Here is a 13,933-nt window from a genome sequence, read left to right on the forward strand (position 1 = left end):
ATCTATTTACACAAAAAATTTGACAGTTTCATAGCTTCTTTTATTCTTTTAAATGCCAATACGGTATATATACATTCTAATCCCAAAGTTTATCAAATTTGTCAAATGATTTTTCCCATTATTTGTTTATTTTTTATTTTTATTTCTTTTTGTTTCAATGATTTCAAAATTGATTACATGTTTTTCTTTGGCATTGGAGTTTCATTGTACATATTAATGTGGGTTTTATATCAAATAGCTTTTTTGGGTGGTAATAGGACTTCACTATTAATTCCAATAAATTTTTGTTTGATATTTTTGTTAATATGGACCCAAATTAAGAAAAACAATCTAATTCAATTAACTAATGCATATGTTAATCTTGTTGTAATTGTAGCTGCTATTTCAATTGTTTTTTGGCTTTTAACGAATATATTCCATAAATTAATACCAAGCAATTATGTTTTATTGTATTGGGGATATGAAAGATTCATACCTAATTATCATAATTTATACTTTGAAACTCAGCAATGGGGAGACATTTTTAGAAATACAGCAATTTTTACTGAAGCGCCGATGGCTGCTTTAAATTTTCTTGTTGCATTAGCCTTTAACATGATTTTTCTGAATAAAACAAAACTGGCTAAATTTAAGAGTTTCATTTTAATCATTGCAGGACTCATGACAATTTCAACAACTATGTATATTGGAATTTTAGCCCTTCTTATTTATAGATTTTTTGAAAAAACAGCAAGAGCTAATAAGTATATTTCTCTTATTAAATTTATTTTTATAATAATTTTGTTTGTTATATCAGCAGTTATTGTGAACAGCCTCATAAATAGCAAATTGCAAACTGGCTCTGGAATTGATAGATCTTCAGATTATATTAACGGAATTAATGCATGGATTAACCATCCAATAATGGGGAATGGATTAAATGCAGGAATCAACGAAGGAACAACTATAATTAATGGTGAAGTGATTGGGCATTACGGATTTAGTAGTTCATTTTCACAACTTTTAGGTGACAGTGGATTGTTTTTGGTAGTTCCAATTTTTTTATCAATATTAGAAACAATTAGAAAATCTATTTTTATAAAAGAATGGAAAATTTTGATATTATCAATACTTTTCATGTATTTAGTTTTTGTATCAATTTTTACAACTACATATTTATTTATGTATTTATTAATTTTTATAGTTATGTGGAACTTTTCAGATATCTCTGAATTAAATAGAAAGGCACATTTAGAATGAATTATCTTATTGTAGGCGCAGGCCTTTTTGGCACAGTATTTGCTCGCGAAGCTGCTAATCGTGGAAATAAAGTTACAATTATTGAAAGACGTAATCATATTGCTGGTAATATCTACACTAAAGAAGTAGATGGAATTCAAGTTCATCAATATGGTGCTCATATTTTCCATACTTCAAATAAGGAAGTTTGGAATTATGTTCACCAATTCGCTGAATTTAATCGTTATACTAACTGCCCTGTAGCCAACTACAAGGGACACATGTATAACTTACCATTCAATATGAATACTTTCAGTGAAATGTGGGGAGTGAAGACTCCACAAGAAGCTATGGACAAGATTAACGAACAACGTCAAGAAATGGCTGGTAAAGCACCTCAAAACCTTGAAGAACAAGCTATTTCATTAATTGGACGTGATATCTATGAAAAGTTAATCAAAGGCTATACTGAAAAGCAATGGGGGAGAAAAGCAACTGAACTTCCAGCATTCATCATTAAGCGTCTTCCAGTTCGTTTAACTTATGATAACAACTACTTCAATGATGATTATCAAGGTATTCCAATTGGTGGATATACTAAGATGGTAGAAAAGATGCTTGATCATCCGAACATTACTATTGAACTAAATACTGATTTCTTCGATAAGAAGGATGAATACTTAAATAACTTTGATAAAGTTGTTTACACTGGAATGATTGATAAGTTCTTTGATTATAAGTTAGGCGAACTCGAATATCGTTCACTTCACTTTGAAACTGAAGAAAAGAATGTTGGCAACTACCAAGGTAATGCTGTAATTAACTATACTGAAGCTGAAATTCCTTATACCAGAATTATTGAACACAAACACTTTGAATTCGGTAAAGGTGATAAGGATAAGACCATTATTACTCGTGAATATCCTGCTGATTGGAAGCGTGGGGATGAACCTTATTATCCAGTAAACAATAATCGTAATAATGACTTGTACAAGAAGTATGCTGAACTTGCTGGTAAGCAAGATAAAGTTATTTTTGGTGGGCGTTTAGGTCAATACAAGTACTACAATATGGATCAAGTAATTGCGGCAGCACTTGAAGCAGTTAATAGCGAATTTGGTGAGTAGAGTAAATGAAAAAGATAAAAATTGGCTATGTTTCGCCGGTAAATCCTGAAGAAGATAGAATGGCTTGGTCAGGAACTTACTACAATACTTTTCATGCAATTAGAGATGCGGGAATAGATGTGAAATGGATTTCCTACGGTACAAATACCTTTTTATTTAAGTTTGTAACTTTTATCACTAAATGTGCATATCGTTTAATTTATGGAAAAGGTTCATCTGAACATAGTAGAATAATGGCAAAAGTCCATGGACTATTTATTAAACGAAGTCAACTAGAAGACTGTGATGTAGTATTTATCCCAGCTCAAATAGATATGGTAGTAGGTATTAGAACAAATTTACCCATTATTTATTATGCAGATGGGACTTTTAAGAAAATGATAAATTATCAGTGGTTTGGCTATACCCAAAGTGCAATTCGGGAAGGCGAAAAAACTGAATTATTAGGGATTGCTAAAGCTAAGTATAATTTTAGATCTTCACAATGGGCAGCCGATTCCACTATCAAAGATTATGGTGCACCAGAAGAAAATACGTATATTTTTCCTTTCGGTGCAGATGTACCTCAAGAAAGAAAATTTTCATCAGAACCGATTTATAAAAATAAAAGTTTGAAGTTATTATTTTCTGGAAAAGAGTGGGAACGTAAAGGTGGCAATATTGCTGTGGATGCCGCAAGATATTTAAATGGGATAGGAATAAAGACCACTATTTTTATAGTTGGTGTAAAAGAGCTACCTAAGCAATATTCTGGAGATAAATTTATTAAATTTATTGGATATTTAGATAAAAACAACGGAAAAGAGTTAAAGAAGTACCTAAAACTATATTCTGAATGTAATGCTTTTATTCTCCCGACTAGAGCAGAATGTGCAGGAATAGTATTTGCTGAAGCTAATTCGTATGGAATGCCTATTTTTGCTACAGATACTGGTGGAATTGGAAATTATGTAATTAACGGTGTTAATGGATATAGATTACCATTATCAGCTACGGGAAAAGATTTTGGAAAATTAATTGAGAAAGTTTATAAGAATAGGGAATTTAGTCAACTTTCAAAAGGGGCTTTAAAAACTTATTCTGAAAAAACAAACTGGAAGAGTTGGTCAGATAATTTCCGGAATTTTATTATCAAAAATTTTTAGATATTCTTTAATAAGTAATTATCTTTTAAACTAGGAGTAAAAATGAAAAATGAAATTTTAATTTCAATAATAATTCCCGTATATAATGTAGAAAGATACTTACATTCATGTCTTAATAGTTTAATTTCTAAAAATATGAAATCTGTAGAAATTATTTTAGTGGATGATGGATCTTCAGATAGTTCTGGTGATATTTGTGATAAATATGATAATAAGTATGATTTTGTTCGAGTTAAGCATATTTCAAATCAAGGAGTTTCCTATGCAAGAAATCTAGGATTGAAAATGGCAAGGGGAAAGTGGATTAGTTGGGTTGATAGTGATGATACTGTTTGTCCTGGTTTTATTGATATTATAAAAAAACTTGTGCAAATAGAAAAAATAGACGTGTTTAAATTTGGTTATCAAGTTTTAGATTTAAATACTAATTTTAAAATGTCCCAAAAATCTTTTAATCCAAAATCACTCATTTCTGAAACAAAAGAAATGGCAATGTATGATTTAGCTTCTGTCAAATACGGAAATTATTTATGGTGTAGACTTTTTAAAAAGAAGCTTTTTAATAATTTAGAATTTCCAGTTGGGAATAATTGTGAAGATGCATTTTTGATGATTGAAATTTTAAATAATGCCCAAAATTTTGCATTGTATGACGAATTATTATATTATCACTTTTCAAGACCTAATAGTGTAACACATAACAGTGATAAAACTAAATTAATGTTACAGTCAAAAGATTGGTTTGAAAGTAATATTAGACTTACTAATAAGCTAAAAGAGTATGGCTTTCAAAAAGCATATGAAAAATCAGAAAGTAGTATTTTAGATATTGCATATTTTCTTGCAAGGGACATTGATTTTAGAGGATATCCAGATGTTGGAATTTATGCTAAGGCAGATGAAATACTGAATAATTATAAAAAATATATAAATCCGACTACTTCAAAAAAGAGAATCATACAATTTTTCTTAAGATCTAAGTGTAGATTTTTTTATGATTACATTTACAGGCTTAGTGGTAAAGTTTAATTGTAATTAAAGTAAAGGTGTTTTTAGTAGTGAAAAGAAAAAAGTCATTAGGATTTAATGGACTTTTGAATGGTGTACGTAGTGCATTAAATTTAGTTTTTCCATTAATTACTTTTCCCTATATAACTAGGGTGCTTTCAGTAGGTTCAGTAGGTGCATATAATTTTTCTAATACTTATGTTGGATATTTTATTTTGCTTGCTGGATTGGGTATATCAACCTATGCAGTTCGTGAAGGTGCAAAATATCGTGATAATCGGGAAAAGTTAAGTAAGTTTGCTAGTGAAATATTTGCTATTAATCTTTGGTCTACAGTAGTATCTTATGTTTTATTGTTTATGAGTCTGTTAATTTTTAGAAATTTACAAACTTATTTATTATTTATTTTGATTTTCAGTGTTCAAATTTTTTTCACTACAGTTGGTATAGAGTGGATTTATATTATAAATGAAGATTATAGCTATATAACAGCAAGAAGTATTATTTTTAAAATTATTTCAATTGTGATGCTATTCTTACTTGTCAAAAGTAGAAATGATTATCTATGGTATGCCGGAATTACAGTGTTTTCAAGTGTGGGTTCCAATGTACTCAACTATATAAATGCGAATAAGATATGTGATATTCGACTTACTACTAATATAAATTGGAAAAAACATCTTAAACCAATTTTTATAATATTTGCATCAACACTTGCCGTGAATATTTACTTATCATCTGATACAACAATTTTGGGAATTATGAAATCAGATTATGATGTAGGCATTTATAGTATTACAGTGAAAATTTATAACATTGTTGCGACTTTATTAGGATCAGTAATGACTGTTACGGTTCCACGATTATCTATGCTCATGGGTCAGGGAAAGATGAAAGAATATAAAGAAACATTTATAAGAGTTATAAATGTTTTAGCCTTATTAGTTATTCCTGGAACAATTGGTCTAATGATGCTGAGCCAAGAAATTGTATTACTGATTGCAGGACCAAAGTATTTAGAATCAACCAATGCATTGAGAATTATAGGACTAGCCGTTATTTTTTCTAATTTTAGTTTTGTTTTCTATAATTGTGTGCTTATTCCTGCAAAAAGAGAAAAACAGGGCTTATTTAATACAATTGCTGCTGCAATTGTAAATGTTCTATTAAATATTTGTCTTATCCCAATGTTCGCATATGATGGGACCTCATTTAGTACGGTAGTTGCTGAAATAATGACTACAGTTATGAATTTCTGGGCAGGAAAAGACATAATTAAAAGTACTGTATTTTCTAAAAGAGTAATTCATAATCTTTTTACAGTGCTGATTGCTAGTATATTTGTAGCAATATCCTGCTGGATTTGTAAACTTATTTTCGCATCACTTCTGCTTCGAATTGGGGCTTCTGTAATTAGTTCAGGTATAGTTTATTTTGTAGCACTTGTACTCTTGAAAAATGAATTGGTAGTAAGTAAATTAAAAAGATAGACGATTTCACTTAAACCTAATGTACAAAGATTTTAAGTATCAATTATTTACGTGTAAAATTTAGGAGAAATACTATGAAGTTCAAAAGAATTGAATGGATTGATTTTGGGAGAGGTTTTACGATTTTTCTGGTCGTAGTTGGCCATGTGCTATCTGGTATTTATACTAACCATATTTATCCTAATAGTGATGGCCTATTAATGTTTTTTGGTGAATTCATCTTTTTATTTATCATGCCGGTATTTTTCTCACTCTCTGGTTATTTCTTTAAAGCACCAGAAAATATGGTAGATTATATTGTTATGATTAAAAAGAAGGCATGGAACATTTTAGTTCCATACATTGTTTTTTCATTTGTATATGTATTACTGAACCAATTGGGGGGGAAGTCTAAGGAGTATAGCTGGGGCGATTTGCTGAAAATTTGGTATCACCCTATATCATATCTTTGGTTTTTGTATATTTTATTCTTTATTTTTATACTTGTAGGTGCATTTAGTCTTTTAAAGGTAAGTCTTCGACTTCAATTACTTATATACTTTATAGGTTTTATTTTAGTTCAAGTCTTAAAGATAAATTTTTACATCTTTAACGTCTTTGGTTGGGTAGTATTTTTCTGTCTGGGTTTACTTTTTAAAAAGGATTTGAATTGTATCAAGAGTAAAGGAATTTTATCAGCATCACTTGTTTTAAGTATTCTTGGCTACTTGCTAATGATTAAGTTTGTTGGATTGAGTCATGCATATTACAATGATGTATCTTTAGTTAATTTCATACCTAAAGTAATTTTTGACATTCTTTTGTTTAGCTTTTTCCTTAACATTGATGAAGAAAGCAAGCTCTTTAAATACTTTAAACAGTATGGGAAATATTCTTTGATAATTTATATGGTTCATGCTCCTGTATTATCAGCAATAAGAGCAATAATATTGAAATTTACTATGCCCAATGTTTTTGTGTTGATGGTTGTTTTATTAATCATAGGTTGGGTAAGTTGTTTAGTTGTTATTTGGATGAATAACAGATTTAGACTTATCAATTTTATCTTTAATGCATACGCTAATGTTAAGAAGATAAAAAATAAAAGGTAAGTTATCGATTAGATAAAATTCTTAAAGCAAAAAACAAGCTATGAAATTAGCTTGTTTTTTTAACGGTTCTTTTCAAATCCAATTAATGGAAAGTGATTTTAAGAAACCAGGCAAGATGTAAATTTAATTAGCTTGGTTCTTTTTAACGGATACTAACAGGTTTATGGGCAGCAAAAGTAAGAAATTCAATGTTAGTTAGGAAATAATCATATTGTAAAAATGCAAAAATGGCAAGATGGTTGAAAAGATAAAAAGTATTTAATATAGTCTTTGTACGATAACATAAAAAAATTTGATATCCTTATCGCAATTAGAGGAACCATACCTCCTTTTTTTACAAACCAGTTTTCTAATTAGAAGCATAAATCCATGAATAATAATTGATAGAATGCTGAATAAGAACAGGTTTTGACAAAAAGGATTGTCCATACCAATAAATTTAAACAGTTTGTCAAAAAGATTTGATTCTTGTAAATTAAAATAATTCCAAATATAAGATAATAAACTCAATTCAAATATCAAAAATGATATAGTATCTTTCACTTTGGCGTAGATAACTTTTATCTTTTGTTTAGGTTCCCATGTTTCATTGTTGAAGAAGCTTTGACAATTTTTTTGAAAAGAAAAGACTGTTATAAGAAGAGAAAAAATTATTGAAAAATTATTGAATTTAGTTGCTGTTCCAAGTAGTAGCAACCAAAGAGTTAGTCTAACGACAGTCTGAATACCAATAAGTGAAATTATTAATAAATAACCAAAAATAATAAAAGGTATTAAATTATTCCAGTTGATTGTATGGTGTGTATATTGATACATCATTTTTAATGAGTATACATATTGAATAGCGTATACAAAATATACCGTTAAAGATTTTATACATTTAACAATTGACTTGGATAAATCCTGTTCCTTTTGTATAGGATAATCAACAACTTGTGATAAAGTGACAATAATAAAAATCAAGGTATATATTGCTATGATTACATCATTTTCGCTATTTCTCGGATGAATCATACAAAGAATTAATAAGAAAAAATACTCATAACCGTTTAGATTTAAAAGAAATAAAGCTAGAAGAGCTACATAGAATAAAATGCTATAAATAGGGAATTTTAAGAAGTATAGTATTGTCATTAATAGAATCTTATTTATCAATAAGTGATTAGAATATAATTGAAATAATTGATTGATAAACTTAAGTTTTGGAACTTTTTTGAAAGTAGAATCAAACTTATCAATGTATATAATATAAGTTGTAAGATAAAATAATGAAATAATTGATAAAAATAACGTAATCATCTTTTTCCCTCTTTATAAAAAACAAATTTATATAATTATACTCTATATAAAATACCTTATTCTAAAAAATCTAACAACTTAGTAGTGTTAATAATATATATTGTATTATAGTGTTATCCCCTAAACTATAATATTAATATACTTATAATATATTAAATAGTATTAATTAAAAAGCACTATTATAATTTTTCGGCTTTTATATATTATTAATATATGCTTTTTATTAAACGTTCAAAAAAATAGACTTTATTTACACTATATTGAATAATGAGGTTAGATAAATAATATAAAAAAGCATAATGATTTGTGACTGTTTTCACAAGTAATAGAAAGGTACTCATATGGTAGAAAAAAGCCAATACTTCAAGAATCTTATTAAAGTTGTAGTTGATAATTCTGAATCAAAAGATTGGAAATCGGCTGTGGACGAATGGAAAATCATTGATGTAGTGGAAGATGAAAAACTTGAGGAATCATGTATATGTGGTAAAGAACATCTTAGATATCTTTTTACAATTAAGAATGAAGAGAATGGTAGAAAGCTTTATCCCATAGGAAGATTATGTATTAAAAAATTTGAACGTAAAGAATTAAAAGATGAAGTGAACATTAAGGAACAATTGTTCAAATTGTTACACGCAGTGGAAGATAACGAATTTCTTCAATTGAGCTCTGAATATTTTAGTCGCAAGCTATTACACTATTTATATGAAGCTGGTGCATTTAAAGCCACACAATGGAATGATAATGATCCAAAAAAGACTATCAATTTTTACGTGATATGTTTAACAAAAAGAAGAGAACTGAAAAACAGGATAAGAAAGCAGTTGCTATTATTCTTAGTTCAATAAAACCATTTCTTCAGGATAAATTATCTGAAAAAGTAAAAAAATAAAAAATTAGTTTTAATTTTATTATATATTTCGAAATGTAGTTATTGTATAATACTCTTATTAAGATAGGAATAATTGTTATAACCACGCTGTATCATTTACAGAAATTTTTGAAAATAGTAGTATTGATGATTAAAAAAATTACTAGGGGTATAAAATATGTGTTCTAATCAAGAAGATAAAAAAATTTTAAAATCAGAATTACAATTGCCGGATATTCAAAAACGTTTGGTAACACTAAATCAAGATTTGACTAATACGGATTTTGACAGTGTAAATTCTGAATTTATTGGCTTAATTATTAAAAATATACAAGTTCAAAAAGGAATTTTCATATCATTAGCTTTCCCGAAATTTTGCCCATATAATCACAAAAAAATTTTAGAACCAATACTTTTATATTATATTCGCTATAGAACTAAAGAACATTTTGAAACCAAATTTACCAACTTTATTTTCAAGGTGATAGCTGAAGCCTGTTTACGTTATTTCAGCTTAAAAGATGTAAGTAGCTTCTTAGATAAAGTTACAAAAGAGGTAATTGAATCAGATTATCCCGATTTTAAGTTTAAAGAAAGCTATCAGGCAAATGATGACTGGAAGGAAAATCTAAGACGACCGGTAAAGACGCCCCGAAATTATCGTAAAAAGCAAAGACTAGTTTTAGTATTACTAGCAGCTGAAATGCAGTTAGATTACGTGGACTTGTTAAAAAAAGATATAGAAGTTGAACATATTTATCCTCAAGCTGGTGAAAATGATGATGATAGAATTTATACTATTGGTAATTTAACGCTACTTGAAAAAAAGTTGAATGGTAAGGCAAGTAATCATGACTTTTGTGACAAAAAAAATAATTATCAAAAATCAAAGATTACTATAACTCAGGAGTTGTATGAAATGGACAGTTGGGATTTTGACGAAATAGATTCTAGAACGGAAGATTTGATTTCAGATTTGGAAGGCATTTTCGGTCAATGGCAAGATGATTATAGGGAGCTGCTTAATACGAATTAATTGTTGATAAGGATTGGATTATAGAATCAAGCAATGATAAAATTGCTTGATTCTTTTTTAGTCTAAAACTGAGATTTATAGGCACTAAAAGAACGCTTGTTCAGAGTCGAAAAATCATGTAAAATAAATATTTAAGTAGTGGGTATCTTGTATGAATAGTTGTCATAACATTGACGAAAAATATGGAGTAATAGTAGCTTCTAGAATGAAAAAGCGTAAATTACTTTTAATCACTTTAATTTGAAATTCTAGTCTGTTATGCTCTTTTTGGAAAACAAGAATATAGACATACAGCTGAACTTTTATAATTGTTAAGCTATCTAATAATTAATATAAAAGTGGGGATTTATTTGAAAAATAGCAATCATTTTGATCAATTATCTATTGAGGAAATTAATGAACTTATTAAAGCAGAAAAAAATCCAGAAAATAAGCTTGATTTTAATGATATATAATCAAGTAATAGGGACACTAAATTTGGAAGCTAATCAAGTTAAATGTAAGGTTAATGATAAAAAAGAAAGATAGAATATAATTTTATTTGTAACATTACACCTATAGAAACTAAATTTAGTATTATGCTTGTTTTCAGAAAAATAAATAGGACATTGATAAGATTCGATTTTGGTGAAAAGTTAAGACATAAAAATAATATGGGAACCAACCATGAAAAAGTAATAACTGGATCGTATGTTCACATTTATTCTCCAAATGGAAAGTATGATAAGAAAAATGTTATTCCGATTTCTAAATTTTCTGAATTTGTAAATATTAAATCAATTAAAGAGTGTTTAGATCCATTTATAAAATATACTAATATTAAATGGTAAGGAGGTGCTTTTTTGATGAATAAGGCAGAACTATTGAAAAATAGCTATTATAATTGGCTGAACGAAGAATTAACATTTACTGAACAAGATAATTATGTGGAAATTACTACTCCTTTTCTTGATAGTGTGTTTGATAATATTTGTATTTATGCAAAATTTGCTAAAGAGAATAGCGTTGAATTATCAGATTTTGGACAAACTTTATTTAATTTAGAGGGTCAAGGCATTTCTATTCAAGAAAAAAATAAAAAAATATGGAATAGTTTCAAAACTATACTTGATGATTTTGGAATATCTATTGAAGGACGTTCTTTAGTAATAATTACACCACTTGATAAATTTCCAACAGCTAAAAACAGAATATTGCAAGCAATTATGAAAGTGAATGATTTGGTTTTTATGTATACCAATAAATCACAGAGTTCATTTGATGAGATAGTATCAGATTATTTATCAGATAATAAAATCCTTTTTACTAAGAATATCCAAATTGTCAATACTTCTGTAGCAGCTTCAATCTTTGATTTTTCCATTCCATTTGAAAATGGAAGAAGTAAGTTGATTAAAACAGTTGCTAGACCTAATGATTATAATTCTGCAAAGATATTTAATTATGATGTAAAAGCTTGCTTGCCGATTAGAAGTTCAGATCAATTTGTTTGTTTATTTAATGATCAAAAGGGAAAACAAGTGGATCCAAGTACAATTAATACTGCTCTTGAGGGTGTGAACACTTCTGTTGCTAGAGCATTTTCATTTTCTGAAGCACAAGAAAATAATGTGCTTGATAATAAAGAGCTATAAATTTAGTAATTAAATTTAGAATTTATAAGGGAGAATTTACATGCTCATAAAAGATAGCTTATGGGAGAAAGTACTAGATTCATGGAGAAATGGATATAAATTACCAACTAAGTTTTATTTTTATATGGCTTTTTTGGAAATAGTTGGTTCATTATTATTGCTATGTTCTGCTAAATCTGGCCAGACTAGTCAGAGCCTTTTATCAAAATTTTATAATTATATTTATTCGGATGTAGGCCTCAATATTGTATTAGTAATTGCTCTTATTTTTGCTTTTCTATTGTTTATTTTACCTAATTCTGAAAACGTTTCTTCAAGTATAAAAGAAAGACTCAAGAAGACAAAGGTTCAAAAGATTATTGGATGGATTAGAAAAAATAAGTGTTTTCAAGCAATTATTCGATGGATTAGAAGAAAGAAGTTTACTCAGGCATTTATTCAAATAATCAGAAAAATTATAAATTTCTTTAAAACGAGAGTTCAAAAAATCAGAAAGAATAAACACTTTCAAGCGATTATTCAGGTTCTATATAAAAGCACCTATTATTTGGCTTTTGTAATAGTATTTTACTTTACAATACTATTTACTTTGCCGGGCTACTTAAATTTAATTAGTAGTATGACTAATACAGCACCTTTATTTATTATGATAGGATATAACTATAATATGCTGTGCTATATAAATCTCTCTTTTGGGGGAGTTGCATTAATAATGAGCTGTATTCAATTTAGAAATCCGAGTATTGACAAGAATATAGAATTAGATAAAAATGCATTAAATAGTGGCTGTCTAAAGAAAGTATCTGATATTGATTATTATTTTGACAGTAAGTATGTCGGTAATACAACATTTTACAAGCTTAGGTGGGTAGGTAATATTAATAGAAAAAAGGTAGACTGTTTAGATTTTATTATCAAAAATCCTATTTTGATATTTTACTATATTTGTATGTGCATCACATATGTAATAATACTAGGTCTTTGCTATTTAAATTTCCCAATATTGCAAATTATTTTATTTTGGAAATTTTTAATTTCCGTATTTCTTGTTTTAATTATATTTACAATAGTAAAGAATTTAAAGAATTCAGTTATACTTGTTAAAAAATATAAATTTAAAATAATTATTTCTGCACCATCATATGAGGAATTGCTGAGACGTGAGAAATTTATAAAATCTTTTGATAAAAATGTTTTGCCTTAATTTTTTAATATATGGCTCTAAAGTAAGAAAAGACATCAGTGCGTGATAATATTATCGATTTTTCAAAGATTCCCCCTATTTAATCTAAAATATGATATATTAATAGAAATCAAGTTCTCCACATTTATTTAAGCATTTTGCTTAAATAAGAAGCGCATTAGTACAAGCGTGAGCGTGGGGTTTTTCTTTGCCCAATTTTTTAAGATTATCACAGAGAAATTAGAATTTTTGCTGTATTTATCTTTAGAAGCAATTAATTTCTCTGGAGGTAATTATGTCATATAATGATGGCAAGTTTTATGGATTCACAAACGATGAGATTTTTGGTAGTATTATGCAAAATAAGCGCTTTTGCAAGGCGATTATTAAAGCAGTACTACCTGATGTGAATGTAGTTTCGGTAGAAAGTATTGATACCCAGAAAGAATTGGGTACCAAGAGTGACAAGCGAAGTAAGTCGGTGAGGCTTGATATTGCGGTCAAGGATCAAGCGGGTAACTTATATGATCTTGAAATGCAGGTTAATAACAATCATGACATTGGGCCACGCATGCGGTATTATCAATCCTCGATGGATCGGGATACTTTAGATCGCGGAGAGCCGTACACATCATTGGCACGAACATATTTGATATTCCTTTGTGCTTTTGATCCATTTGGTAAGGGAAAGCTGCGGTATAGTTTTCACTTGTACGATGATGAAGACAAGGATATTCAGCTGGAGAACAATGCCGAAAATATAATTATAAATTCCAAAGGTACTGGTAGTGATGATGTCGATTTGTTAAATCTCCAAAAGTTGATGAA

General features: G+C 28.3%; 13 protein-coding genes. 12 read left to right on the top strand and 1 reads right to left on the bottom strand.

What is annotated here, in order from left to right; all coding sequences use genetic code 11:
* The 6 genes from FC45_RS06695 (at position 1) to FC45_RS06720 (ending at position 7,079) form a co-directional block, all read left to right on the top strand.
* Positions 1-1,239, top strand: a complete 1,239-nt coding sequence (locus tag FC45_RS06695; protein ID WP_057706483.1) for a polymerization and export protein — start codon at positions 1-3, stop codon at positions 1,237-1,239.
* On the top strand, positions 1,236-2,345 hold the full coding sequence (glf, locus tag FC45_RS06700; RefSeq protein WP_006584613.1) for a UDP-galactopyranose mutase: 1,110 nt from the start codon (positions 1,236-1,238) through the stop codon (positions 2,343-2,345). The genes FC45_RS06695 and glf overlap by 4 nt, the downstream gene beginning before the upstream one ends.
* A 5-nt stretch (positions 2,346-2,350) precedes the next feature.
* Positions 2,351-3,490: a glycosyltransferase family 4 protein gene (locus FC45_RS06705; protein WP_006588285.1), complete on the top strand. Its 1,140-nt coding sequence runs from the start codon at positions 2,351-2,353 to the stop codon at positions 3,488-3,490.
* 42 nt (positions 3,491-3,532) lie between these two features.
* Positions 3,533-4,519 (top strand): glycosyltransferase, encoded by a 987-nt coding sequence (locus tag FC45_RS06710; RefSeq protein ID WP_006584615.1) that lies wholly within the window; start codon positions 3,533-3,535, stop codon positions 4,517-4,519.
* 29 nt (positions 4,520-4,548) lie between these two features.
* Entirely contained in the window at positions 4,549-5,988 is a 1,440-nt protein-coding gene (locus FC45_RS06715) for a flippase (RefSeq protein WP_006588286.1), read from the top strand.
* 74 nt (positions 5,989-6,062) lie between these two features.
* Positions 6,063-7,079, top strand: a complete 1,017-nt coding sequence (locus FC45_RS06720) for an acyltransferase family protein (RefSeq protein ID WP_006588287.1) — start codon at positions 6,063-6,065, stop codon at positions 7,077-7,079.
* Positions 7,080-7,337: 258 nt separating this feature from the next.
* Here FC45_RS06720 and FC45_RS06725 read toward each other — a convergent pair whose 3' ends face one another.
* Positions 7,338-8,378: a hypothetical protein gene (locus FC45_RS06725; protein WP_006584616.1), complete on the bottom strand. Its 1,041-nt coding sequence runs from the start codon at positions 8,376-8,378 to the stop codon at positions 7,338-7,340.
* 341 nt (positions 8,379-8,719) lie between these two features.
* On the opposite strand from FC45_RS06725, the gene FC45_RS06730 reads away from it, so the two are divergent.
* The 6 genes from FC45_RS06730 to FC45_RS06750 all read left to right on the top strand — a co-directional run.
* On the top strand, positions 8,720-9,229 hold the full coding sequence (locus tag FC45_RS06730) for a hypothetical protein (RefSeq protein WP_006584617.1): 510 nt from the start codon (positions 8,720-8,722) through the stop codon (positions 9,227-9,229).
* Positions 9,230-9,430: 201 nt separating this feature from the next.
* The gene (locus FC45_RS06735) at positions 9,431-10,288 is read left to right on the top strand and encodes an HNH endonuclease family protein (protein ID WP_006588032.1); all 858 of its coding nucleotides are present in this window, start codon (positions 9,431-9,433) and stop codon (positions 10,286-10,288) included.
* Positions 10,289-10,827: 539 nt separating this feature from the next.
* A complete protein-coding gene (locus FC45_RS07960; RefSeq protein WP_372459435.1) occupies positions 10,828-11,118 on the top strand; it encodes a DUF6978 family protein in 291 nt (96 codons plus the stop codon).
* A gap of 15 nt (positions 11,119-11,133) precedes the next feature.
* Positions 11,134-11,922 (top strand): DUF1828 domain-containing protein, encoded by a 789-nt coding sequence (locus FC45_RS06740; RefSeq protein WP_006584622.1) that lies wholly within the window; start codon positions 11,134-11,136, stop codon positions 11,920-11,922.
* Positions 11,923-11,962: 40 nt separating this feature from the next.
* The gene (locus FC45_RS06745; RefSeq protein ID WP_006584623.1) at positions 11,963-13,126 is read left to right on the top strand and encodes a hypothetical protein; all 1,164 of its coding nucleotides are present in this window, start codon (positions 11,963-11,965) and stop codon (positions 13,124-13,126) included.
* A 274-nt stretch (positions 13,127-13,400) separates the two neighbouring features.
* The coding region (locus tag FC45_RS06750; protein WP_155517711.1) for an Rpn family recombination-promoting nuclease/putative transposase at positions 13,401-13,933 on the top strand (533 nt) is incomplete at its 3' end.

This window comes from Lactobacillus jensenii DSM 20557 (assembly GCF_001436455.1).
Lineage (GTDB): Bacteria > Bacillota > Bacilli > Lactobacillales > Lactobacillaceae > Lactobacillus > Lactobacillus jensenii.

Bases quoted from the DNA above. Each gene is read 5' to 3' on its own strand.
- FC45_RS06740 (WP_006584622.1), top strand. From the start codon at position 11,134: ATGAATAAGGCAGAACTATTGAAAAATAGCTATTATAATTGGCTGAAC.
- FC45_RS06745 (WP_006584623.1), top strand. From the start codon at position 11,963: ATGCTCATAAAAGATAGCTTATGGGAGAAAGTACTAGATTCATGGAGA.
- FC45_RS06710 (WP_006584615.1), top strand. From the start codon at position 3,533: ATGAAAAATGAAATTTTAATTTCAATAATAATTCCCGTATATAATGTA.
- FC45_RS06725 (WP_006584616.1), bottom strand. From the start codon at position 8,378: ATGATTACGTTATTTTTATCAATTATTTCATTATTTTATCTTACAACT.
- FC45_RS06705 (WP_006588285.1), top strand. From the start codon at position 2,351: ATGAAAAAGATAAAAATTGGCTATGTTTCGCCGGTAAATCCTGAAGAA.
- FC45_RS06730 (WP_006584617.1), top strand. From the start codon at position 8,720: ATGGTAGAAAAAAGCCAATACTTCAAGAATCTTATTAAAGTTGTAGTT.
- FC45_RS06720 (WP_006588287.1), top strand. From the start codon at position 6,063: ATGAAGTTCAAAAGAATTGAATGGATTGATTTTGGGAGAGGTTTTACG.
- glf (WP_006584613.1), top strand. From the start codon at position 1,236: ATGAATTATCTTATTGTAGGCGCAGGCCTTTTTGGCACAGTATTTGCT.
- FC45_RS06735 (WP_006588032.1), top strand. From the start codon at position 9,431: ATGTGTTCTAATCAAGAAGATAAAAAAATTTTAAAATCAGAATTACAA.